The organism is Bradyrhizobium elkanii USDA 76 (genome assembly GCF_023278185.1).
GTDB classification, from domain to species: domain Bacteria; phylum Pseudomonadota; class Alphaproteobacteria; order Rhizobiales; family Xanthobacteraceae; genus Bradyrhizobium; species Bradyrhizobium elkanii.
In genome coordinates this window covers 1669534-1693518 of sequence record NZ_CP066356.1, presented here as the reverse complement: position 1 = coordinate 1693518, position 23985 = coordinate 1669534, and the positions used below count along the sequence as shown (strand labels likewise).

Here is a 23985-nt window from a genome sequence, read left to right as displayed (position 1 = left end):
TGATTCGGCTCACCGTATTGTGAGACCCTTTACCTGATGGTTACGGAGGTTCCCCGTAGAAGCCCGGAGAATCAGGCCGCGGACCAACCGGCAATTGTGGAGAGAACAGCGCGGCTCGCGTACAAGCATGGGAGGGCGGTGATGCAAGTCGCGCTCCAAGAAGCAAGAAGACCAACAAGCAAAATCAAGAAGCAAACCAGCAAGAAGCAAGAACAGCAGACTCACATCGGGAGCAGACAATGTCGAAATTCAGGGTGGTCACGCCGAAGGGCGCGAGCTTCACGGTCGCCGGCGGCGGCTACGATTATGAGCGCGAGGCGCTCGATCCGATCGGCGCCGAGATCGTCGAGGCGCCAGCCAATGAGGCCGAATTCATCGCGGCGGCACGCACCGCGGACGCGATCTACGCCAAGGGCATGCCGATCACCAAAACGGTGATCGACGCGCTCGAGAACTGCAAGGTGATCACGCTCGGCAGCGTCGGCGTCGACTCGGTCGACGTCAAGGCCGCGACCGCCCGCGGCATCCCGGTCACCAACATTCCCGACACCTTCATCGAGGAGGTCGCCGACCACGCCATGATGCTGCTGCTCGCCGGCTTCCGCCACCTGATCGAGCAGGACAAGATGGTGCGCACCGGCCGCTGGGCCGAGGGCCGTCCGGCGCTCCTGAAGATTCCGCGGCTGATGGGCCAGACGCTCGGCTTCATCTCGTTCGGCCGGGTCGCGCGGGCCGTCGCCAAGCGCGCCGCGCCGTTCGGCCTCAGGATGGTGGCCTACGATCCCTTCATCCAGGAAACCCTGATGTACGACCACGGCGTGATCCCCTCGACGCTGTCGGAAGTGCTGTCGCAATCGGATTTCGTCTCGATGCACGCTCCGGCGCGGCCCGAAGTGCACCACATGCTGACCGAGAAGCATTTTCGCCAGATGAAAAAGTCGGCGATCTTCATCAACACCGGCCGCGGCGCCACGGTCGACGAGGAATCGCTGATCAAGGCGCTGCAGGAGGGCTGGATCGCCCACGCCGCGCTCGACGTGCTGGAAAAGGAGCCTCCGTCGCACAACAATCCGATGCTCGGGATGGACAATGTTACCTTGACCGCCCATGTCGCCTCGGCGTCGGCACGTTTTGACGAGGCGCGCAAGCGCCGGGTGGGCTACGAATTGTCACTAGTGCTGCAAGGCATGTGGCCGGTAAGCTGCGTCAACCCGTCGGTGCTGCAAGACACCGCGTTGCGCCGCTGGCAGCCCGTCAGCATGGATCGCGGTCCGAACAGCTAGGGCGGGACGACGTTCCTCGCGCGAAGGCCCGTCTCGCCATGATACGGGCCTTTCGCGCGGCGGGCGGGCCGAGACCACAAGACCCTTCACCGGCGGCCAAACGCCGGGAAGGAAAAACAACAACGAAACAATAAGAACGGGAGTGCGAACGACATGAAGTACGAGATCACGCGTCGCGATGCGCTGGTGCTGGGGGCTTCCGCGGCGGCGCTGGCGGTCACCGGCGCCTCGGCGCAGGAGGCGTCGAAGGTGAAGGCGGCCGACGTGGCGGCGCCGTCGCTGCCGATCGAAAAGGACGCCACCTTGCGCATGCTGCGGCCGGTGCGCTTTGTCCAGGCCGACGAGGACGTGTTCCGCGCCAATGCCAAGAAATTCACCGACAAGACCGGTGTCGACATCAAGGTCGACTTCGTCGGCTGGGAGGACATCAACCAGCAGACCGCCGTGACCTCGAACTCCGGCGCCGGCCCCGACATCATCATCGGCTTCGGCGACGCGCCGCACATCTATATCGACAAGCTGATCGAGCTGACCGATGTCGCCGACTATCTCGACAAGCGCTATGGCGGATGGCTCACGCTGGCGCGCCGGTACGGCATGCGCTCGAAGTCGAAGAGCTGGGTCGGCCTGCCGTTCGGCGCCTCGGGCGGACCGCTGGTCTACCGCAAGTCGCTGGTCAACGCCGCCGGCTTCGACAAGGTGCCGGAGGACCACGCCGGCTTCCTCGAACTCTGCAAGAAGCTGAAGGCGGCCGGCAAGCCCGCGGGCTTCGCGCTCGGCAACGCGGTCGGCGACGGCAACGGCTTCGCCAACTGGCTGTTGTGGTCGCACAACGCCGCGCTGCTCGATGAGGAAGGCAACATCATCATCAACAGCAAGGAGACGATCGCGGCGCTGAAATATCTGAAGGAGCTCTATCCGACCTTCATCGCCGGCACCCCGTCCTGGAACGACGTTTCCAACAACCGCGCCTACTCGTCGCAGGAGATCGGCCTGACCGCAAACGGCGTCTCGCTGTATTTCTCGCTGAAGAACGATCCCGCGACCAAGGCGATCGCCGACGACACCGCGCATCAGTTCCTGATCAAGGGGCTGGCCCCGACCTCTCCGATGTCCGGCCTGACCTTGAACGCAATGGTGTTCAAGCACAGCAAGTATCCCAACGCGGCGAAGGCGTTCCTGCAGTTCATGCTCGAGCACGAACAATACGAGCCGTGGCTGAACGCCAACTCCGGCTACTGGTCGCAGCCGCTGGCGGCCTATGCCGACGCCGCGGTGTGGTCGAGCGACCCCAAGGTCGCGATCTTCAAGGACACGATGCGGAGCCCGTACTACAACGGCTACAAGGGGCCGATCTCGACCGCGACCGGGGCCGTCAACGCCGACTATGTGCTGGTGCAGATGTGCGCCTCGGTCGCAACCGACGCCGCAACGCCCGAAGCCGCCGCCGCGGAGGCCGAACAGCGCGCCAAGCGGTACTTCCGGCGGCAGGGCCGGTAAGATCGACCTCAAGCCGCTGTCATTCCGGGGCGATGCGTAGCATCGAACCCGGAATCTCGAGATTCCGGGTCTGGTGCTAACGCACCATCCCGGAATGACCCTGGAAGTCGGACCGAGACAGGAACCTGATGTCTGTCACTACCCTCCCCTCACGCGGCGCGGCCTTGCACCAGCCGGGCTGGCTCGCGCGCCTGTTCGACTACAAGCCGTTCCTGATCGTGATGTGCCTTGCGCCGGCGATCGGCCTGCTGCTGGTGTTCCTCACCTATCCGCTGGGCCTCGGCATCTGGCTCGCGTTCACCGACACCACGATCGGCCAGCGCGGCATCTACATCGGACTTGAGAACTTCCAGTACCTGCTCAAGGATCCCTTGTGGTGGAACGCGGTGTTCTATTCGATCTTCTACACCGCGATCGCAACCTTCGGAAAGTTCGCGCTCGGCTTCTGGCTGGCGCTGCTGCTCAACAACCATTTCCCGTTCAAGAGCCTGATCCGCGCCATCGTGCTATTGCCGTGGATCGTGCCGACGGTGCTCTCGGCGCTGGCGTTCTGGTGGATCTACGATCCGCAGTTCTCGATCATCTCCTATCTCCTGGTCGACGTGCTGCACTGGCGCGACAGCAATGTCGACTTCCTCGGCTCGCCCTGGCCGGCGCGGTTCTCGCTGATCGCCGCCAATATCTGGCGCGGCATCCCGTTCGTCGCGATCTCGCTGCTGGCGGGGCTGCAGACCATCTCGCCCTCGCTCTACGAGGCGGCGATGCTCGACGGCGCCACCTCCTGGCAGCGCTTCCGCTACATCACCTTCCCGATGATGATGCCGATCCTGGCGATCGTGATGACGTTCTCGATCATCTTCACCTTCACCGACTTCCAGCTGGTCTACGCCATCACCCGCGGCGGCCCGGTCAACTCGACCCATCTGCTCGCGACACTGGCGTTCCAGCGCGGCATCGCCGGCGGCGAGCTCGGCGAGGGTGCCGCGATCGCCGTCTCGATGATCCCGTTCCTGGTGTTCGCAACATTGTTCAGCTACTTCGGCCTCGCGCGCCGCAAATGGCAGCAGGGAGAAGCCAATGACTGACGTTGCAGCCCAATCCTCCAACGTCGCCAGCGCCACCCCCGATACGATGGCGTGGGACTCCCGCGCCCGGCGCGTGGTGATGATCTATCTGCCGCTCGCCTGCTTCATCCTGATCCTGCTGTTTCCGTTCTACTGGATGGCGGTCACCTCGTTCAAACCGAACGCGGAGCTGCTGAACTACAAGGAGCACAATCCGTTCTGGATCACCTCGCCGACGCTCGCGCATATCAAGCATCTGTTGTTCGACACGGCCTATCCGCGCTGGCTGAAGACCACCATGCTGGTCGCGATCGGCTCGACCTTCCTGTCGCTGTTCGCCTCGACGCTCGCCGCCTACGCGATCGAGCGGCTGCGCTTCCGCGGCAGTCCCTATGTCGGCCTCGGCATCTACCTCGCCTATCTGGTGCCGCCGTCGATCCTGTTCATTCCGCTCGCCACCGTAATCGTGCAGTTCGGGCTGTTCGACTCGCCGCTGGCGCTGATCCTGGTCTATCCGACCTTCCTGGTGCCGTTCTGCACCTGGCTCCTGATCGGCTATTTCAAGTCGATCCCCTACGAGCTCGAGGAATGCGCGCTGGTCGACGGCGCGACGCGGTTGCAGATCCTGTGGCGGATCACGCTGCCGCTCGCGGTGCCCGGCCTGATCTCGGCCGGCATCTTCTCCTTCACGCTGTCCTGGAACGAGTTCATCTACGCGCTCGCCTTCATCCAGAGCGGCGCCAACAAGACGGTGCCGGTCGCGATCCTGACCGAGCTCGTCACCGGCGACGTCTACCAGTGGGGCGCGCTGATGGCAGGCTCGCTGCTCGGCTCGCTGCCGGTCGCGCTGTTCTACTCGCTGTTCGTCGACTACTACGTGTCGTCGCTGACGGGGGCGGTGAAGGAGTAACGGAGCTTCCGGCGTATTGAAGCGAACTCCATCTATCCCCGTCATCCTGAGGAGCGCGACGCGCGTCTCGAAGGATCGACGGCCACCAGCCGGGCCGTGCATCCTTCGAGACGCGGCCAACTGGCCGCTCCTCAGGATGACGGGGATGAAAGTGCGGCTTAATGAGACTTGACGCTACCGCGGCACGAACGCGACCGGCACGGAAAAGCCCATCGAGCCCTGCGTGATCTCGGACGGAAACGCCGGAAACGGCTGGGCCTGGCGCACCATCGCCAGCGCCCGCGCGTCGAAGGTCGGATTACCGGACGAGCCGCCGAGATGGCTCGACAGCACCTGCCCGCCGCGGCCGAGCGTGAACACCAGGCGGACCACGCCGCGCTGGCCGTTACCGCCGGCCGGATAGGAGTGGAAGCGCAACAGATGCGCGCGGACGCGTGCGTTATAGGCCGCGATCGCTGACGCGGCCGCACCGGCGCTGATCGCGGACGCAGCCGGCGCCTGCCGTTCGGCACGGCTCGGCGCGCTGGTGCGCGGTGCCGGCGTTGCCTCGGACGGCTTCTTGGCTTCCCGGCGAGCCACCTTCGGCCTGACCGGTTCGGGCTTCGTCTCCGGAACGACTTTCGCGGGCTCGGGTTGCGGCGGCGACATCTGCTGCTTCTGCTCCGGCGGCGCGACGACGTCGGGCTTCTCCTGCATCGGCGTTGGCGCGATCTCCTGCTGCACGGGCTGCGCGGCGGCAGGCGCCGGCGGCGACGCGTCGGCCTCCTGCATCGCCGGGCCGGGCGGCAGCTCGGTCTCCGAAATCTCCGGCGCCGAGGTGATCGGCGTCAGGTCGACCAGCACCGCCGGCACGGCGACGCCCGGCGGCGGCGCCGAGACCCACGTCATCCCGAGCGCGAGCAGCGCCGCATGCACCGCCAGGATCGCTGCCGCCGACAGGCCCCAGCGCCGCAGCCGGATCTCGCCGCCCGCATCATGAAGCGCGTACGCATTCACGGATCAGCTACGCCCGTCGAGGCCGACCAGCGCGATCTTGAGATAGCCGGCGTTGCGCAGCAGGTTCATCACCTCCATCAGATCGCCATAGCTGACCGCCTTGTCGGCGCGCAGGAAGATGCGCTCGTCCTTCCTGCCCTGCGTGGCGCCATCGAGCGTTGACGTCAGCGTCTCGCGCGCGATCACGTCCTCGCCGACCGCGACGGAGAGGTCGGGCTTCACGGTGACGAACACCGGCTTGTCCGGGCGCGGCTGCGGTTCGGCGGTCGAGGCCGGCAGATCGACGCCGAGATCGACGGTCGCGAGCGGCGCCGCCACCATGAAGATGATGAGCAGCACCAGCATCACGTCGATGAACGGAGTGACGTTGATCTCGTGCGCCTCGACCAGATCGTCATCGCCGCGACGCCTGAACGTGCCGCCGGAGCCGAGCTTGACGCCCATCTGCTACTCCGCAGCGCGTGCCAGCCGGAACAGGCTGCGATCGCCCTCGCGGCTGACCAGCAGCATCACCATGACGGAGGCGTCGCCGAGCAATGCGCGGTAGGACGCGATCGAACGGGTCAGGTGATTGTAGATCACGACCGCCGGAATCGCAGCGACCAGGCCGAGCGCGGTCGCAAGCAGCGCCTCGGCGATGCCGGGCGCGACCACCGCGAGATTGGTGGTGTGGGCCTCGGAGATGCCGATGAAGGCATTCATGATGCCCCACACCGTGCCGAACAGGCCGACGAACGGCGCGGTGGCGCCGATCGTCGCCAGCACGCCGGTGCCGCGCGCGATCTGCCGCGACATCGCCGCCTCGACCCGCTCCAGCCGCAGCGCGATGCGCTCCTTGAAGCCGTCGTCGAACGTCCCGCCGGACAGCGCAGCCTCGCGCGAGGCCGATTGCACGATCTGCGCCACCGCATCGTTGCCGTCGCGGCTCGCCTGCTCGACCTCGGCAAGCAGGGTGTCGCGCTCAAGTAGGCCGATCCGCTGCCGAGCAAGCGCGGTCTTGCGGCGGATCTCGATGGTCTTGGCGAGCCAGACCGTCCAGGTAGCGAGCGAGGCGAAGGCGAGCCCGATCATCACCGTCTTCACGACGATGTCGGCGCTTTCGAACATGCCCCAGGGCGAGAGGTTGCGCGGCAGCAGCGCGGCGTCGGCTGCGGCAAGGCTCGCCCCCGGCAGCATGCCGAACCCGGCCGACGCCGCCATACAGATGCCTTGCCCAAGCCAGCGCTGCGACATGATCGCCTCCCGTCCTTCGTTGGTGTCAGCCCGCCTGCGGCGCGAGGCGGTCCGCCAGCGCATGAAAGCGCACCAGCTGATCGCCGCGCAGCGCGCGCGTCTCGTCGCGGCCGACGAACACCTTGAACATGATGCCGCCGTCGCGATTGATGAAGGCGATGAACGCCGACATCTTGCCCATGAAATGCCGCTCGACGAAGGCGATCGCCGCGCAGCGCTCGTGCCTGAGGTGGCCGTGCAGGCCCTTCGGCTGCATCAGGTTGAAATAGCCGCGACCGACCTCGCCGTTCGGAATGGCGCCGGTGAACTCGAAGATCGCGTCATCGGTATGCACGATCAGCGTCACCTCGCCCCATTCCGCGATGTCCTGCATCGCGGCGGCGAACTCCCCGGCGCCGATCCGCACCATGCGCTCGGGCAGCGCCTCGAGCACCGCGCGCGGCGTCACCTTGCGCTCGCGCGCAACATCCTCAATGACCGCGCCGGGATTGTCGGCCATATAGGCCTTCAATCCCGCAAGCTCCGCGTTCTGCACGACCGCCTCCATCACGCGGCGCTCTTCGCGCGCTCGGTGATCAGCACCTCGAAGCCCTCGAATTTCGGATGCCCGAGATAGAGGCTGCCGCCGGTCTCGTTGCCGGCGCGCGAATGGGCGCGGCGGAACGCATCGGACTTCGTCCAGTCCTCGAACGCCGCCTTGCTGGCCCACACCGTGTGGGTCGCATAGAGCGTGTGGTCCTCGGCCTCGGGGCCCTTCACCAGATGAAATTCGATGAAGCCCGGCAGATCGCCGAGATAGGATTCGCGCGTCTTCCAGACCGTCTCGAACGCCTGCTCCTTGCCCTTGATCACCTGGAACCGGTTCATTGCGATGAACATGAAAACTCTCTCCTGTTTGACGGCGGATGCCTGGATCCTGCCGGTTGATCTCGTTAATAACATGAACGCGCCAAGGCCGCGCTGGGGGCACCAGCGCGGCCGGAGCAACCTGGATGGAATGATCGGCGTCTCGCGTTACGCACCACCTAGGTGAATCCTGAGCCCGGCCTTGTAGACGGTGCCCGGACCTGGGCTCGAGAACAGCACGTCGTTCTGCGTCGTGCCGTCGGTCGAGGAGCCCGGGATCGCATAAGGCCGGTAGTACTGGTTCAAGAGGTTGTCGACCGACGCCGTGAAGGTGATGTCCTTGGTGGCGTTCCAGGTCAGATAGAGGTTGACGAGCTCGTAGCCGGTCGAGGGCAGATAGCCCGCCGGCAGGTCGTTGTTGGCGCCGAACGAGGACCATTGCGCGGCAATGATCAGCGAGCGGTCGAGCAGGCGGACGCCGCCCGTCGTCGTCACCTTGCGCGGCGTGATGGTGGCGAGCCCGACATTGGTCTGGGTGTTCCGGCCGCGCATCAAATGGCCGGCGACGCCGACGAACCAGTCGCCCGCATCATACATGGTCTCGAGCTCGAAGCCTTCGATGCGGGCGTGGGCGATGTTCTGGTACTGATAGAACTGGCTGAACCGCCCGAACGGCGTCAGGGTCGGCGCCGACGCGACGAGGTCGATATAGCCGTCAACGTCATTGCGGAACACGTTGATCTTGCCACGGAACGAGTCGCTCGCCGTGAAGATGCCGTCATATTTCAGATTGATGCCGGCTTCCTTGTTCTTGCCGACCTCCGGCCGCAGCGCCGCATTGGGGAGGAAGCAGAACAGGCCGCTGGTGCCGTCGGGGCAATTGAACAGCGCCGGCCCGCCGCCGGTGGCGTGGCCGCCCGCGATCAGGGTCTCGGTGATCGAAGGCGCGCGATAGCCTTCGGCATAGCTGACATAGGGCGTGAAGCCAGCAACCGGCGTGACGCCGAGCGTGATCTTCGGCGACAGCCGGTCGCCGCTGGTCGTGGTGTTGATCGAATTGAGCTCGTAATGGTCGTAGCGGACAGCGCTGATCAGCTCGAGCCAGGTCGAATAGTTCTGCTTCAGCTGCACGAAGCCGCCGGACACGGTGCGCTGGCCGCTCGGCGTCGTGATGTTGGAATTGCCGCGCGAATCGAAGGTCTCGACATCGTCGCGGAAGGCGTCGAAGCCGTAGGTCACGGCGTTGCGCCAGGCGCCGAAATTGAAGCGCGAGGTGTTGTTGACGTCGACGCCGACGGTGTCGAGCAAATAGCCGCGCTTGTCGCCGACGCAGCCGGAAATGTTGTTGCCGGGATTGGCGAGCGTGCAGACGCCGCCGCCGGTGGTGATGCGGTTGTTATAGGTCTTGACCTGGTCGTTGTCGGTGCGGTTGCCGTAGACCGAGATGTTCCAGTCGAACAGCATGTCGTCGGGCTTGGAATATCGCCAGCTCAAGGTGCCGGTGTAGTTCTTTGCGTCGGAGGCGTAGACCGAGGAGCCCGCGATGGCCGCCAGCGGCGCTGTCGTCGTGGTCGGGCCGCGGTTCGGTTGACCGATATCGTACTGGTAGTCCTGGAAGATGCCGCCGATCTTGAACTCGTGGCCTTCTGCGGGGCGCAACGTCACCTTCATCAGACCGGCCGCGATATCGTTGCCGGTGTTGCCGATCTCGGTGCCCGCGCCGTCCTTGTAATTGCCCTGGGTGCGATAGACGGCGCCGCCGAACACTTCGACATTCGGATCGACGCGTACGCCGCCGAACACCGAGCCCAGGCCGCGGTCCTTGTTGGTGCCGTAGGAGCCCGACATGTCGACACCCCAGCGCTCGCCGGGACGCACCACGTCGTCGATGTCCTTGGTGCGGAACGAAACCACACCGCCGATCGCGCCGGAGCCGTAGATGTTCGCGGTCGGGCCGCGCACCACGTCGACGCCGCCGATCAATTCGGGATCGAGGAAGAACGAGCCGTTGGCGTTGTGGCCGGTGCGCTGATAGTTCTGCCGCGCGCCGTCGACGACAACAGCGACACGGCCGAAATCCTGCAAGCCGCGGATGTTGATGACGGTCGCCGGATCGTCGCCGCGCTCCTGGACCGAGACGCCGGGCACGGCGTAGAAAATATCGGAGAGCCGGTTCGGCTGCAGGCCCTGGATCTTCTCCAGGGTGACGGAGCTGACCGGCGCCAGCGCATCGATCGCGCGCTCCTCGGTCTTGGACGCCACCGCCGTGATGGTGTCGAGCGATTGCACCGGCACCGCGCCGATCTGCGCCCGCGCATTCATCGCCGCCGGCGCCGCCTGAGCTTCGGCCGCCGGCTTCGGCTTCCGCTTGGCCTGCTTCGGCCGCTCGGTCGAAGGACGCGCAGCCGACGGATCGGCGGCCTGTGCGAACCCGCGTTCCGGCAGTGCCGCCGTAAATGAAAACACCGACGCGCCCAAAATCAGGGCGCGCGAAACCCTAGCCCCGTCAGCCATTCTAGCCCCAGCCTGATCATCGCTTGTCTGGTTTGGCTGGCGTGCGCTCTCTGACGAGCGGCTTGCTGGCTACATCGCGATCAAGCCACCCGCCTGCATCGCGTGAGGATTGGTTACGAGCCGGCAACAAAACGGTCAAGAATGCGGCGGCGCTGTTTATATCGATTGTAAAGTGCAGCCGTTGGAATGCGCCTTCGCCCGCTTATACAAGCAAACACCGTTTGAAAATTTTCGCAGGCGCAGCACCACAATATGTCCGCAGCTTCCGGAGACAATATCGGCGCAGCCGGAAAGCAGACCGAGCCTGCATCCGGCGCAGCCAAAACGCTGATCATGCGCGGTAATCGTCTCGACAGCCGCGACCTGTTCGCTGCGGAGCGCGAGATCATCATCATGCACGGCGAAGAACATTACCGGTTGCGGCTGACCTCGCAGAACAAGCTGATCCTCACGAAGTGACGGCCCCGATGACAATTTGTCGCACGCTCGCTCTGCTCGCCTTCTTCTGCCTGCTGCCGATCGAAGCCGTGACGGCCGAGGGCATCACCGTGCATGACGCACGCGACCGCGACGTCGTGATCGACAATCCGTCGCGGATCGTCTCGATCGGCGGCGCGATCACCGAGATCCTCTATGCGCTCGGCTTCGAGGACCGCATCGCCGGCGTCGATGCGACCAGCCTCTACCCGCCGGCCGCGCTGCGCGAGAAGCCCGACGTCGGCTACATGCGCCAGCTATCGCCGGAGGGCGTGCTCGGCCTGCACCCGTCGCTGGTGCTCGCAGTGCAGGGCTCCGGGCCGAAGGAGACCATGGACGTGCTCGAGGCGGCGAAGGTGCCGCTGGTGCTGGTGCCGGAGACGTTCTCGGAGGCCGGGCTGGTCGAGAAGATCAGGTTGGTGGGCCACGCCATGGGCGCCGATCCGCGCGCTGCCTGCCTGACCACGGCGGTGGAGAGTGATCTCGCGCAACTGCGCGCGCTGCGCGCCAGGGTGACCAAGCCGGCGCGCGTGATGTTCGTGATGTCGCTGTTGAATGGCCGGGCGATGGCCGCGGGCCACAAGACCGCCGCGGACGAGATCATCCGGCTTGCCGGCGGCGTCAACGCCATCGACGGTTACGACGGCTACAAGCCGGTCAATGACGAGGCCATCGTGGCGGCGAAACCGGATGTCGTGCTGTCGATCGATCGCGGCAAGGACTCGCTGACGTCGGATGCCGTGTTCGCGCATCCGGCCTTCGCGCTGACGCCGGTCGCGGCCAACAAGGCCTTCATCTCGATGGAAGGCCTTTATCTGCTGGGCTTCGGACCGCGCACCGCGGCCGCGGCACGCGACCTCTCGGTCAAGCTCTATCCGGCGCTGGCGCCGGAGGCCGACAGCTTCAAGGCGGCAGCGCCGACGGCGAATTGCCGGCAATGAGCGTGCTCGCCGATCGCCGCGGACGTGCGAAACAACGGCGCGCCGGCATGTCGCTGCGGCCGGCGGCGACACTCACCCTGCTCTGCCTGCTTGCGGCGCTCGCAGCGACCGCGCTGGTCGCCCTGACGGTCGGGGCCGCCGGCATTCCCATGGCGCGGCTTCCGGCAGCGCTTGGGCTTTTGGCTGATAGTGTCGCCAACCCGCAGCTCGCACGCGACCAGCTCGTGGTGTGGTCGATCCGCATCCCGCGGATCGCAGCGGCGGCGATGGTCGGCGGACTGCTTGCCGTATCAGGCGCGATCATGCAGGGCCTGTTCCGCAATCCCCTCGCCGACCCCGCACTGGTCGGCGTCTCCTCCGGCGGCGCGTTCGCCGCGGCAGCTGCGATCGTGTTCACCGACAGCCATCTCGGCGAAAGCCTGCGCTTCCTGCAGCACCAGCTGCTGCCGATCGCGGCCTTTGCCGGCTCGCTGATCACGACCATCGTGCTTTACGGCATCGCCAGCCGCGGCGGCCGGACATCGATCGCGATCTTCCTGCTGGCCGGGCTCGCGATCGCCGCGATCGCCAATGCCGGCATCGGCCTTCTGGTGTTCGTCGCCGACGACCGCCAGCTGCGCGACATCACCTTCTGGCTGCTTGGCTCGCTCAGCGGCGCGACCTGGAGCAAGCTCACGGCGCTGGCGCCGGTGCTGGCGGTGGCGCTGACTGCCTGCCTCTCGATCGCGCGCGGGCTCGACGTGCTGGTACTCGGCGAAGCCGAGGCGTTTCACAGCGGCGTCGACGTCGAACGGCTGAAGCGGATCTCGATCGTGCTGGTGTCGGCGATGACCGGGGTCGCGGTTTCGGTCTGCGGCGTGGTCGGCTTCGTCGGCATCGTGGTGCCGCATCTGTTGCGGCTGGTGATCGGGCCCGCGCATCGGCTGCTGCTGCCGGCGTCCGCACTGCTCGGTGCCATCCTCCTGGTCGGCGCCGACACCGTGGCGCGCACCATCGTGGCGCCCGCGGAGATGCCGATCGGCATCCTGACGGCGGCGATCGGCGCGCCGTTCTTCCTCGCCATGCTGCTGCGGCAGCGCTCCCTGGTGTCGCTGTGACGGCCCTGCTCGAAGCGCAGTCGGTAACCATGACGGTCGGCGGCACGACGCTGGTCGATGCGGTGTCGCTGCAGATCGGTGCCGGCGAGATGGTCGCGATCGTCGGCCCCAATGGCGCCGGCAAATCGACCCTGCTGCGGATGCTGTCGGGCGACCTGTCTCCGTCGCGCGGGACGATCAGGCTGAGGCAGCGCGACCTGCAAACCTACGGACCACGCGCGCTGGCGCAGCACCGCGCGATGCTGTCGCAGCACGTCAACGTCACCTTCCCGTTCACCGTCGAGGAAATCGTCAGCATGGGCGCCGGCGAGAGCCCGCGTGCCGTGGCGCGGGCGCTGGTCGAGGCGGCGCTCGACGAGGTCGGGCTCGCGCGTTTCCGTTTCAGGCAATTGCCGACGCTGTCGGGCGGCGAGCAGCAGCGGGCGCATTTCGCCCGCGTGCTGGTGCAGCTCGCCTGCGGCGAAGCGCTGCATGGACCCGGACTGTTGCTGCTGGACGAGCCGACCTCGAGCCTCGATCTGCGGCACCAGATCGACCTGGTCGAAACGGCGCGACGGCGCGCCGCGCGCGGCACCGCGGTGATCGCGATCCTGCACGACCTCAACCTCGCGATGCGGTTCGCCGACCGGGTCCTGTTGCTGCACCGCGGCCGGCTGGCCGTCGACGGCGACCCCGCGGCGGCGATGAAAGCCGAGACGCTGCGCGAGATCTTCGAGATCGACGCCGCGATCGCCTACACCGGAGACGGCGTGCCGTTCCTGCTGCCGCAAACGATGCGGCCGATCTAACCGCCTCACGATGGTCCCGTTATTCGTCATGGCCGGGCTCGTCCCGGCCATCCACGTCTTACCTCTCTAACTGCAACAAAGACGTGGATGCCCGGCACAAGGCCGGGCATGACGGAGAGAGGCGACGTAACGCCGCAAGCCTTATCCCGCCGCAACATCCGCGGTTCACAAAACTGTCAGCCGGTTGTAACAGGCGGCTCGGAGAACACCGCATCGTTTATCCTTTGGGAGATCAACCATGCGCCTGTCCCTGCTCTGCTCCGTCGCCTCGATCCTGCTCGCCACATCGGCGTTCGCGCAGAGCGAGGGCGAATTCCCGGCGACACTGGCAGGACATGCCGTGATGCCGGCGGAGAGCTTCATCGACGCCCCCGCCGACACCCCGAACGATCTGAAGACTTCGGGAAAATACACCACCGGCAAGCGCGTCGACGCGATCGGCACCGTAATGGGCAAGTCCTATGAGCGGCCGACCGGCGTGTCGCTGCCGTTCAAGGGTCAGCCGCTGCAGGGCCATTCCGGCATCAAGGTGATGCCCGACGGCTCGTTCTGGGTGATCACCGACAACGGCATGGGCTCGCGCTACAACTCGGCCGACTCGATGCTGTACCTGAACCGGCACAAGATCGACTGGGCGAACGGCAAGATCGAGCGTCAGGAGACCGTGTTCCTGCACGATCCCGACAGGAAGGTGCCGTTCCGCATCGTGCACGAGGACACCGCCAAGCGCTATTTGACCGGTGCCGATTTCGACACCGAGGGCTTCCAGATCATCAACGACATTTTCTGGATCGGCGACGAGTTCGGGCCCTACATCCTCAAGGCCGACAAGACCGGCAAGATCCTCGCCGTGTTCGAGACCGTCGCCGACGGCAAGCCGGTGCGTTCGCCGGATCATTGGGCGGTGCAGTCACCCGGCGCGCCCGGCGCCTCCTATACCAACGTCAACCTGCGCCGCTCCAAGGGCTATGAAGGCTTTGCTTCCTCCAAGGACGGCAAGTTCCTCTACGGCCTGCTCGAAGGCCCGCTGTGGGATGCCGACAAGAAGGATTGGGAGAAGGTCGACGGCAAGGAAGCCTCGCGCATCCTGGAATTCGACGTCGCGGCGGAGAAGTTCACCGGACGCTACTGGCAGTACGTGTTCGAGCAGAACGGCAATGCGATCGGCGACTTCAACATGATCGATCCGGCCCAGGGCCTCGTCATCGAACGCGACAATGGCGAAGGCACCGCCGACAAGGCCTGCCCGCAAGGCCAGCGCGGCGAGAACTGCTTTCCCGACCTCGCCAAGTTCAAGCGCGTCTACAAGATCGAGCTGTCCGACGCCAATGTCGGCAAGCCGGTGCGCAAGATCGCCCATATCGACCTGATGAAGATCCGCGATCCCAACAAGAAGGCGCGCAAGCCGCTCAACGACGGCGTCTACACCTTCCCGTTCTTCACGATCGAGAATGTCGACCGGGTCGACGAGACCCACATCATCGTCGGCAACGACAACAACCTGCCGTTCTCCTCGAGCCGCGACCCGAACAAGGCCGATGACGACGAGTTCGTGCTGCTCGAGGTCGGCGACTTCCTGAAGGCGAAGTGAGACGGCGTTCGCCGCAAACCACCGTGTCGTCGCCCGGCTCCACCGGGCGACCCAGTATTGCAGAGGCGCCCGAGCTCAAGGGACAAGCAAAGGCTTCGCCTTTGTCGCTGTAGGTGCGAGCCTTGCGGCGCAATTGCGCCGCTGGGCGAGCCTCGAAGGATGCACGGCCCACGATGCAGCCGCACGGAGACAGCCGGGCCGCCGCCCTTCGAGACGGCCGCTTTGCGGCCGCCTCAGGGTGACGGCAGCTCAGCACGCGGCTTGCGTGATCCTCACTCCTTCTTCGTCCGGTAATCCCCGAACGTCGTGTCGCGCTGGTCGAGCTGGGCCTTCACACTGCCGCCGTCGCGGCGGAAGCCCGCCATGTAGGCCTTGCTGGCCTCGGTCGTGAAGGCCAGCGCCTGGATCTCGGTGCCGGCGCGGATCGCGGCGCGGGCGCCCATGATTTCCATCGCGCGGTGGACGCTGCGCTTGTTGAGCTGCTGCAGCTCGATCGGCACCTTGGCCGCGCGCTCGGCGAAATCCAGCGTCTTCGCCTCCAGTTCGGCGAGCGGAAACGACCGGGTCGCATAGCCCCAATCGGCGGCCTCGCGGCCGGACATCGCGTCGCCCGTCAGCATCAATTCCATGGCGCGGCGCATGCCGACCAGCCACGGGTGATACTGCATGTCGGGCGGGCTCATCAGCCGCACCGGCGGATAGCCGATCTGGGCGTCGTCGGCGACGTAGACCACGTCGCAGGCGGTCGCGAGCTCGGTGCCGCCGGCGAGGCAGTAGCCGTGCACCTGCGCGATCACGGGCTTTGCGAGATCCCAGATCGAGAACCAGCCCTCGACGACATGGCGCGACCACTGGCCGGGGCCGGATGCCGAATGATAGGGCTGGTCGACGCGGTTGTCGGCGGAGAGATCGTAGCCCGCCGAGAAACAGGGTCCGGCGCCGCGCAGGATCGAGATCGAAATCCCGGGATCGCGGTCGGCCTGCTCCAGCACCTCGAAGATCTCACCGCGCAGGCGGTTGTTCAGCGCGTTGCGCTTCTCGGGGCGGTTCAGCGTGATGCGGCGGACGCGCGGACGCGGATCATCGACGATGATGTGCTGGTAGCTCATGGATCCTCCCGATCTCAGGCTTTGTTGCCTTTGGCAAAGTGATGCCCGAGATCGGGAGAGATGTCATCGGCAGATGACGCAGGTCCTCATAGCGTTTCAAGCGAAGTGGGTTCCGGTTCGCGTGAAGAAAACGCGTCAAGCAACAACGCTGGAGCCCGGCACGGGCTCTAGCCCGCCGGCACCATCACGACGCCCTTGTCCTTGGGCCAGCGCATCCGCCAGGCGAAATTGACGTCACGGACTTCGCCGGCCTTGGCCTCGAACGCCCATTCCAGCACGCCGCGCTTGTCGCGCAGATTGGTCGTCGTCGCCGGCGTCGACGACGGCAGCATCTCGACCACGATATCGTCGTTCTCGCTGACCGGGAGCTGATCCTGGATCGCGACCTTGATCGGGAAGTCGTGGCCGTTGCGTACCGCAGTCTTGAAGGCGCGCTCATCGGTCTTCGCCGTGGTCACGATCAGGCCCGCGGAGCCCTCGTTGCGCTTCACCACCGTGCGTTCGATCTTGACCTTGTCGTCGGCGCCGAAACCGAGCCGCACTGTCTCGTCCTTGGCGGCGGTGGCCATCCGGCTGCGGCCGACAAAGATGCCGTCGCGGTAGATCGAGATTTGCCCCGGCAGCAGCGGCGCGTCGTCGGCCTGCACGAAGCTCGCTTCCAGGAACGCGGTCGGATCGATCACCGGAACGGCGCGAACCGCGAGATCGGGTGTGATCGTCGCCGTCGAGATGCGCAGGCTCTTTGCGCCCTCATTGGCGGCAACGCTGACGCGGCCGGGAATCCTGAAGGTGGCCTGGAAGGCACCGACCTCGGCGGTGGCTTCCAGTTCGTCCATGCGTCCCCCACCAAAGCGGAATTGCTGAACCGCATCGGCGGCCGGCGCGGGTGCCAGCGCCTCACGCGAGCGCATGCTGGCCTCTCCGGAAAGCTTCGCCAGCGGCCGCGGCGGTTGCGGATATTGCACGATCAGCGAGCGGAGATCGGGCGCATTGCCGCCGCGCGCGACCCGCACGGTGGAGACGACGAGCGCCACGTTCGACCAGTCCTCGCCGGTCGACTGGGTGATCTCGGCGCGGCGCACCAATTCGATCGCGGGCTTGCGGTCTTTGGCGCCGGTGTCGAGCCGGGCGTCATAGAGCGGCGTCCAGCGCGCGTTGGGAACCGCATAGGTGACCCGCAAGGTCGCCTTGGTCGCCGCCTGCGAGGCGACGTCGATCCGCACCTCGACCCTGCTCGGCGGCTTGCTGGTGCGATCGGCTGCGAGCTGCGCAAGATCGCGGTCGATCACGCGGATCTTGCGCTCGGCGTCACGGATCGCGCTGTCGGCGGTTGCGACCTCGTCGGCCACCGCCGAGAACGCCGCGCGCCACTCGCTGAGCGGACGCGCCTCGCCCTTTTCGCCGAGGCCCGCGGGCGACGCCTCGGCAAAGCGCTCGGCAAATTTGCGCCGCGCCTCGGCCGCGCTGATCAGTCCCTGCAAATCGGCGCGCTGATCGTCAAGCGCCTCGATGCGCTTGTCGATCTCGGAGAGATTTTGCGGCAGCAGCGGCCCCGGCAGCTTGGTGTCGATCGCGCCGATCGTGAGCTTCGCTCCGCCCTCGCCCTCGACCCGCAGCGAGGACGGATCGAGCCCCATCGGGAAATCCCTGGCGATGAGCGTGTTGTCGCCGGCAGGCAGATCCAGCGTGATGACGCGGGTGACGCTCGCGCCATCGGGATAGACGGTCACGGCATCGACCTGCGAGGCCGCATCGAGATTGGCCGCATGCAGCGGCCCGGCAACCAGCGTACCCGCCAGCACCAGGCTGGTGGTCACAAGATAATTCGCAATCCTACACATGACATCCCTCCGGAAAAACGCCGCATGGCGCGCGAGACGAACGGCGCGCCGGGCTCGACGGCGCGCCGTTTCTCGTGGTGAGACGCAGCGAGGAAGGGACTGGTTCGATTGAGGTTTCCCTGCGGCACGACGATGGCGCCGCGACGGCTGCCGCATGGCGCGGCGGTGTCGGAAGGTCTCCATTACCGTCATTGCGAGCAGCGAAGCGACGACGCAATCCATCCGTCCGCATGTGCGGTGACAATGGATTGCTTCGCTTCGCTCGCAATGACGGCGGGAGAGAGTACGAAAAAAGCACGGCGCCCTTGAGGCGCCGTGCTGCAAATCCTGAGCGGTCAGCCGAGTTGCGCTCAGCTGTAGATCTCGAACAGGCCGGCGCCGCCCTGGCCGCCGCCGATGCACATGGTCACGACGCCCCACTTGGCCTTGCGGCGACGGCCTTCCTGCAGCAGGTGGCCGGTGAGCCGGGCGCCGGTCATGCCGAAGGGATGGCCGATCGCGATCGAGCCGCCATTGACGTTATACTTCTCGGGATCGATGCCGAGCTGGTCGCGCGAATAGAGGCACTGGCTGGCGAACGCCTCGTTGAGCTCCCAGAGATCGATGTCGTCGATCTTCAGGCCATGGCGCTTGAGCAGCTTCGGCACGGCAAAGACCGGGCCGATGCCCATCTCGTCGGGCTCGCAGCCGGCCGAGGCCCAGGCCACGAAGCGGCCGAGCGGGTTGAGGCCGCGCTTCTCGGCGTCCTTGGCTTCCATCAGCACCACGGCGGCGGCGCCGTCGGAGAGCTGGCTGGCATTGCCGGCGGTGACGAACTTGCCCGGGCCCTTGACCGGCTCGAGCTTGGCGAGGCCCTCCAGCGTGGTCTCGGGGCGGTTGCACTCGTCGCGATCGACCACGTAGTCGACGATCGACTCGGCCTTGGTCGCCTTGTCGACCACCTTCATCTTGGTCTTCATCGGGACGATTTCGTCCTTGAACTTGTTGGCCTGCTGCGCGGCCGCCATGCGGCGCTGCGACTCCAGCGAATACTCGTCCTGGTATTCGCGGCTGAGCTTGTAGCGCTCGGCGACGATATCGGCGGTATCGATCATCGCCATGAAGATGTCGGGCGCGGTCTTGAGCAGCTCGGGATCGATCGATTCCTTCGGCGAGCCGCCGCCGGGAATCGAGATGCTCTCGACGCCGCCGGCGACGATGCAATCGGAACCGTCGGAACGGATCGAGTTGGCGGCCATCGCGATGGTCTGCAGGCCCGACGAGCAGAAGCGGTTCACGGAGACGCCGGCGGTCGACTTCGGCAGGCCCGCGAGCAGCGCCGCCTGGCGGCCGATGTTCGGCGCGCCATGCGCGCAATTGCCGAGATAGCAATCCTCGACATATTCCTTGTCGACACCGGCGCGGTCGACCGCGTGCTTGATGGCGTGCGCGGCGAGCGACATCGGCGGGGTGATGTTGAATCCGCCACGGCCGGACTTCGCCAGGCCTGTGCGCGCGTAGGAAACGATTACAGCTTCACGCATTGTTTTCTCCCTCTGAGATGACGGTCATTGTGGCGCGTCGTGGCCCGTTCGTACACATTTTTCGTCGGGCGCAACAGCAATACCGGACGTCCCGGAACGACAAACGCCGCCTCCGCGACCGGAGACGGCGTCATGTTCCGCAGATCGGAATTTGGACGTGCTTGAGCGAGATCAGGTGATAACCAAGAGCTCGCTTTGCCCCCTCTCCCGCTTGCGGGGGAGGGCTGGGGTGGGGGTATTTCCGCAATCAAGAGTCTTCGTGAGGAGAGAGCCCCCACCCGGATCGCATCTATCGATGCGATCCGACCTCCCCCGCAAGCGGGAGAGGTAAAGCGAGTGTGCGGGCAAACCGCCGATCGCAAGAACTAGAACGTCAGCGCCTTGGCCTGCTTCACCTGCGGCAGCGTCTGCACCTTGGCGAGCAGCTCCGGCGGCACCGCGCCGTCGACCTCGACCAGCGCAATGGCGTCGCCGCCTTGCTTGACGCGGCCGAGATGGAAGGTCGCGATATTGATTTTCGCATCACCCAAGAGGCTCGCGAATGCGCCGATGAAACCCGGCTTGTCCTCGTTGGTCACATAGATCATCGACTTGCCGAACTCGGCGTCGACGCGGATGCCCTTGATGTCGACGAGACGCGGCTTGCCGTCGGCGTAGACGGTGCCGGACACCGAACGCTCCTGACGCTCGGTGGTGACGGTGACCGTGATCAGGCTTTCATAGTCGCTCTGCGCAGCGCGGACGACCTCGTCGACCACCATGCCGCGCTCCTTGGCGACGACCGGCGCCGAGACGACGTTGATCTCGCCCAGCATGGGCCGCAGCAGGCCCGATAGCACCGCCGAGGTGATCGCCTTGATCTTCATCTCGGCGACGTGGCCCTCGTAGGTGATCTCTGTCTTGAGGATGCCGCTCTCGGTGAGCTGGCCGGCGAACGAGCCGAGTTTTTCGGCGAGCTCGATGAACGGCTTCAGCTTCGGCGCCTCTTCCGCGGTGATCGAAGGGAAGTTGACCGCGTTGGAGATCGCGCCCGACAGCAGATAGTCCGACATCTGCTCGGCGACCTGCAGCGCGACGTTTTCCTGCGCTTCGGTGGTGGAGGCGCCGAGATGCGGAGTGCAGATCACGTTGGGATGGCCGAACAGCACGTTCGAGGTCGCCGGCTCCTCGACGAACACGTCGAAGGCGGCGCCCGCGACGTGCTTGGAGTTCAGCGCGTCGACCAGCGCCTGCTCGTCGACCAGGCCGCCGCGCGCGCAGTTGATGATGCGCACGCCCTTCTTCATCTTGGCGATCGCGGCCGCATCGATCACGTTGCGGGTCTTCTCGGTCAGCGGCGTGTGCAGCGTGATGAAGTCGGCGCGCTTCAAGAGATCGTCGAGCTCGACCTTCTCGACGCCGATGTCCTTGGCACGCTCCGGCGACAGGAACGGATCGAACGCGATCACCTTCATGCGCAGGCCGAGCGCGCGGTCGGCGACGATCGTGCCGATATTGCCGCAGCCGATCACGCCGAGGGTCTTGGCGGTGATCTCGACGCCCATGAAGCGGTTCTTCTCCCACTTGCCGGCCTGGGTCGAGGCGTCGGCCTGCGGGATCTCTCGCGCCAGCGCCAGCATCAGGGTGATGGCATGCTCGGCGGTCGTGATCGAATTGCCGAACGGCGTGTTCATCACGATGATGCCCTTGGCGGTCGCGGCCGGAATCTCGACATTGTCGACGCCGATGCCGGCGCGGCCGATCACCTTCAGCCTGGTCGCCTTCTCGATGAGCTTGGCGGTCGCCTTGGTGGCCGAGCGGATCGCGAGGCCGTCGTAATTGCCGATGATCTCGGCGAGCTTTTCCTTGTCCTTGCCGAGGTTGGGCTGGAAGTCGACCTCGACGCCGCGATCCTTGAAGATCTGCACGGCGGCGGGAGACAGCGCGTCGGAAATCAGAACTTTGGGTTTTGTCATCTCGATTGTTCCTTTGCCCTGCGGCGGGCGGGTCTCCTGGACCGATGTGGTGAAGTCTCTGATCACTTCTCCCTCTCCCCGCTCTTGCGGGCAGAGGGTTGGGGTGAGGGGCAGCCACGGGCGAGGAACAAGCCGAGAGGGCCCCTCACCCGGATCGCTGCGCGATCCGACCTCTCCCCGGAAGAACGGGGAGAGGTGACAACAGAAAACTTATGCCGCCTTGGGCAACGCTGCCTTGGTCTCGGCGAAGGCCCAGTCGATCCACTGCGTCAGCAGCTCGACATCCTTGGCTTCGACGGTGGCGCCGCACCAGATCCGCAAACCGGCCGGCGCGTCGCGGTAATACGCGAAGTCGAAGCCGGCGTTCTCCTTCTCCACCAGCGCGACCAGCTTCTTGCAGAAGTCGGCCTGTGCGTCGGATGGAAGCGAAGTGATCGCGGGGTCGGTGAACTTCAGGCACACCGAGGTGTTGGAGCGGATCGCGGGATCCTTGGCCAGGAAGTCGATCCACGGCGTCCGCGCCTTCCAGTCGGCGAGCGCCTTGGTGTTGGCGTCGGCGCGGGCGATCAGCGCCTTCAGGCCGCCGATCGACTTCGCCCAGTTCAACGCATCGAGATAGTCCTCGACGCAGAGCATCGACGGCGTGTTGATGGTCTCGCCTTCGAAGATGCCCTGGTTGAGCTTGCCGCCCTTGGTGAGGCGGAAGATCTTCGGCAGCGGCCAGGCCGGCTTGTAGGTCTCGAGCCGTTCCACCGCGCGCGGCGACAGGATCAGCATGCCGTGTGCGGCTTCACCGCCGAGCGCCTTCTGCCAGGAGAAGGTGACGACATCGAGCTTGGCGAAATCGAGCGGCTGCGCGAAGGCGGCCGAGGTCGCGTCGCAAATCGTCAGGCCTTCGCGATCCGCGCTGATCCAGTCGGCGTTCGGCACGCGCACACCCGAGGTGGTGCCGTTCCAGGTGAAGACGATATCCGACTTCGGATCGACCTTGGAGAGATCGGGGATTTCACCATAAGCCGCGTTGAGCTTGGTGACGTCCTTCAGCTTCAATTCCTTGACGATATCGCTGACCCAGCCCTCGCCGAAGGATTCCCAGGCGAGCGTGGTGACGGGCCGCGCGCCGAGCAGCGACCACAACGCCATCTCGACCGCGCCGGTATCCGACGCCGGCACGATGCCGATCTTGTAATCGGCAGGCACCTCAAGCACCTCGCGCGTCAGTTCGATCGCGAGCTTGAGCTTGGCCTTGCCGACTTTCGCGCGATGCGAGCGGCCGAGGGCGGCGTCCTTGAGGTTGTTGGGGTTCCAGCCGGGGCGCTTGGCACAGGGGCCGGAGGAAAAATGCGGCACTTCAGGCCGCGAAGCGGGCTTCGCTGCAATCATAGTCTACCCTTCCAGATAGCTGCCTCTCGGTGGGGAGAGGTTTCCCGCGGTCGGGGATAGTGGAAAGGTACCCAAACGTCAAGAAAGTTCGGACTCGTCTGGAACGATCCGGGCATCACGGCTGATTGATGGGGCATCCTCGACCTGCTGGATCGTCTCCTGATCGAGCAAATCTGCCGCCAGAGTCATGATCTTAACTGCCCTGCGCCGGCTCGATACTTTCAAAATACTCTTCTCGCCGACCTGCACGATATACTCGTTGCCGACCCGCACGATCGAATAATCCGACATTCCAATCCCCAGTTGCCAGCGCCCCGTGGGAGACGTCCGACATAGCGGACTCGTTCCGACCCGTAAAATCACGGAGGCCAGCTTAGTTTATCGCCTGTTAACCGGATCGCAGAGCAACGGCTGCCGCAGGCATTGCCCCGGTAGATGGCACAACCTTCCCGCGCGCGTTTTCAAAATCGAATCGTCATCCCGACATGGCTGCGTGCGAACCCAAGCCGTTCATAGAATCGTTGCGCATCGACCCGCGTCTGATGCGTCAGCAATTCGACGAGCATGCAGCCTCGCGCGCGCGCCTCCGTGACCGCCCATTGCACGAGCTTCTCGCCGATGCCGCGGCTGCGGCAATGCTTTGCAACGCGAACGTCCTCGAGCAGGCCGCGCGAGCCGCCCTGCGAGCTGATGCCCGGCAGAACCGCGAGCTGCAGACAGCCGACGACGACGCCCTCCCCGTCGACGGCGACGACGAGTTGCAGGTTGGGATCGCGCTCGACCCGCGCGAAGGCCTCGTAATAGCTTTGCGGCAACGGGTCTTCGATCCGCTCGCGCGCACTGCCGAGCGGATCGTCCGCAAGCATGCCGACGATGGCGGCGACGTCTTCGCGGCGGGCGCGGCGGATCGTGATGGATGAAGCTTCAGTCATGG

22 protein-coding genes are annotated in these 23985 nt (G+C 65.6%); 9 read left to right on the top strand and 13 right to left on the bottom strand.

Features of this window, described 5'->3' with window-relative positions; all coding sequences use genetic code 11:
* Positions 1-239 precede the first annotated feature (239 nt).
* The 4 genes from JEY66_RS08110 to JEY66_RS08095 all read left to right on the top strand — a co-directional run bounded on the left by JEY66_RS08110 (position 240) and on the right by JEY66_RS08095 (position 4757).
* Entirely contained in the window at positions 240-1283 is a 1044-nt protein-coding gene (locus tag JEY66_RS08110) for a C-terminal binding protein (RefSeq protein WP_016840582.1), read from the top strand.
* A gap of 153 nt (positions 1284-1436) precedes the next feature.
* On the top strand, positions 1437-2783 hold the full coding sequence (locus JEY66_RS08105) for an ABC transporter substrate-binding protein (protein WP_016840581.1): 1347 nt from the start codon (positions 1437-1439) through the stop codon (positions 2781-2783).
* Between the two features lie 128 nt (positions 2784-2911).
* The gene (locus JEY66_RS08100) at positions 2912-3868 is read left to right on the top strand and encodes a carbohydrate ABC transporter permease (protein WP_026193343.1); all 957 of its coding nucleotides are present in this window, start codon (positions 2912-2914) and stop codon (positions 3866-3868) included.
* A gap of 46 nt (positions 3869-3914) precedes the next feature.
* Entirely contained in the window at positions 3915-4757 is an 843-nt protein-coding gene (locus JEY66_RS08095) for a carbohydrate ABC transporter permease (protein WP_016840579.1), read from the top strand.
* 174 nt (positions 4758-4931) lie between these two features.
* On the opposite strand, the gene JEY66_RS08090 is transcribed toward JEY66_RS08095, so the two are convergent.
* From JEY66_RS08090 to JEY66_RS08065, 6 genes are all read right to left on the bottom strand, one after another.
* Positions 4932-5753, bottom strand: a complete 822-nt coding sequence (locus JEY66_RS08090; RefSeq protein ID WP_018273570.1) for an energy transducer TonB family protein — start codon at positions 5751-5753, stop codon at positions 4932-4934.
* Positions 5754-5756: 3 nt separating this feature from the next.
* Positions 5757-6197: a TonB system transport protein ExbD gene (exbD, locus tag JEY66_RS08085; RefSeq protein WP_016840574.1), complete on the bottom strand. Its 441-nt coding sequence runs from the start codon at positions 6195-6197 to the stop codon at positions 5757-5759.
* 3 nt (positions 6198-6200) lie between these two features.
* The gene (gene exbB, locus JEY66_RS08080; protein ID WP_050994050.1) at positions 6201-6953 is read right to left on the bottom strand and encodes a tonB-system energizer ExbB; all 753 of its coding nucleotides are present in this window, start codon (positions 6951-6953) and stop codon (positions 6201-6203) included.
* A 58-nt stretch (positions 6954-7011) separates the two neighbouring features.
* On the bottom strand, positions 7012-7533 hold the full coding sequence (gene hutX / locus JEY66_RS08075; RefSeq protein WP_016840572.1) for a heme utilization cystosolic carrier protein HutX: 522 nt from the start codon (positions 7531-7533) through the stop codon (positions 7012-7014).
* Positions 7533-7865, bottom strand: coding sequence for a heme-degrading protein HmuQ (hmuQ, locus tag JEY66_RS08070; RefSeq protein ID WP_016840571.1), 333 nt, complete (start codon positions 7863-7865; stop codon positions 7533-7535). The genes hutX and hmuQ overlap by 1 nt, the downstream gene beginning before the upstream one ends.
* Before the next feature lie 135 nt (positions 7866-8000).
* A complete protein-coding gene (locus JEY66_RS08065) occupies positions 8001-10346 on the bottom strand; it encodes a TonB-dependent hemoglobin/transferrin/lactoferrin family receptor (RefSeq protein ID WP_026193346.1) in 2346 nt (781 codons plus the stop codon).
* A 252-nt stretch (positions 10347-10598) separates the two neighbouring features.
* Between JEY66_RS08065 and hemP the strand changes: the two genes are divergently transcribed.
* The 5 genes from hemP to JEY66_RS08040 all read left to right on the top strand — a co-directional run bounded on the left by hemP (position 10599) and on the right by JEY66_RS08040 (position 15240).
* Entirely contained in the window at positions 10599-10805 is a 207-nt protein-coding gene (gene hemP, locus JEY66_RS08060; protein WP_016840569.1) for a hemin uptake protein HemP, read from the top strand.
* A gap of 8 nt (positions 10806-10813) precedes the next feature.
* The gene (locus JEY66_RS08055) at positions 10814-11764 is read left to right on the top strand and encodes a heme/hemin ABC transporter substrate-binding protein (RefSeq protein WP_018273571.1); all 951 of its coding nucleotides are present in this window, start codon (positions 10814-10816) and stop codon (positions 11762-11764) included.
* Positions 11761-12861: a FecCD family ABC transporter permease gene (locus JEY66_RS08050; protein WP_016840932.1), complete on the top strand. Its 1101-nt coding sequence runs from the start codon at positions 11761-11763 to the stop codon at positions 12859-12861. The genes JEY66_RS08055 and JEY66_RS08050 overlap by 4 nt, the downstream gene beginning before the upstream one ends.
* Positions 12858-13649 carry a heme ABC transporter ATP-binding protein gene (locus JEY66_RS08045; RefSeq protein WP_018273572.1) on the top strand — a complete coding sequence of 264 codons (792 nt, stop codon included), beginning with the start codon at positions 12858-12860 and terminating at the stop codon, positions 13647-13649. Before JEY66_RS08050 ends, JEY66_RS08045 begins: the two co-directional genes overlap by 4 nt.
* 238 nt (positions 13650-13887) lie before the next feature.
* Positions 13888-15240, top strand: coding sequence for an esterase-like activity of phytase family protein (locus JEY66_RS08040; RefSeq protein WP_016846664.1), 1353 nt, complete (start codon positions 13888-13890; stop codon positions 15238-15240).
* Between the two features lie 272 nt (positions 15241-15512).
* Here JEY66_RS08040 and JEY66_RS08035 read toward each other — a convergent pair whose 3' ends face one another.
* The 7 genes from JEY66_RS08035 to JEY66_RS08005 form a co-directional block, all read right to left on the bottom strand.
* Entirely contained in the window at positions 15513-16349 is an 837-nt protein-coding gene (locus JEY66_RS08035; RefSeq protein WP_016846665.1) for an enoyl-CoA hydratase-related protein, read from the bottom strand.
* A 167-nt stretch (positions 16350-16516) separates the two neighbouring features.
* On the bottom strand, positions 16517-18190 hold the full coding sequence (locus JEY66_RS08030; protein WP_026193347.1) for a mucoidy inhibitor MuiA family protein: 1674 nt from the start codon (positions 18188-18190) through the stop codon (positions 16517-16519).
* Between the two features lie 350 nt (positions 18191-18540).
* The gene (locus JEY66_RS08025; RefSeq protein ID WP_016846668.1) at positions 18541-19713 is read right to left on the bottom strand and encodes a thiolase family protein; all 1173 of its coding nucleotides are present in this window, start codon (positions 19711-19713) and stop codon (positions 18541-18543) included.
* A gap of 365 nt (positions 19714-20078) precedes the next feature.
* On the bottom strand, positions 20079-21668 hold the full coding sequence (gene serA, locus JEY66_RS08020; RefSeq protein WP_016846669.1) for a phosphoglycerate dehydrogenase: 1590 nt from the start codon (positions 21666-21668) through the stop codon (positions 20079-20081).
* Positions 21669-21878: 210 nt separating this feature from the next.
* Positions 21879-23051, bottom strand: coding sequence for a phosphoserine transaminase (locus tag JEY66_RS08015; protein WP_016846670.1), 1173 nt, complete (start codon positions 23049-23051; stop codon positions 21879-21881).
* 78 nt (positions 23052-23129) lie between these two features.
* Entirely contained in the window at positions 23130-23342 is a 213-nt protein-coding gene (locus JEY66_RS08010; RefSeq protein ID WP_016846671.1) for a hypothetical protein, read from the bottom strand.
* Between the two features lie 170 nt (positions 23343-23512).
* Positions 23513-23983, bottom strand: a complete 471-nt coding sequence (locus JEY66_RS08005; RefSeq protein ID WP_240536835.1) for a GNAT family N-acetyltransferase — start codon at positions 23981-23983, stop codon at positions 23513-23515.
* Positions 23984-23985 lie beyond the last annotated feature (2 nt).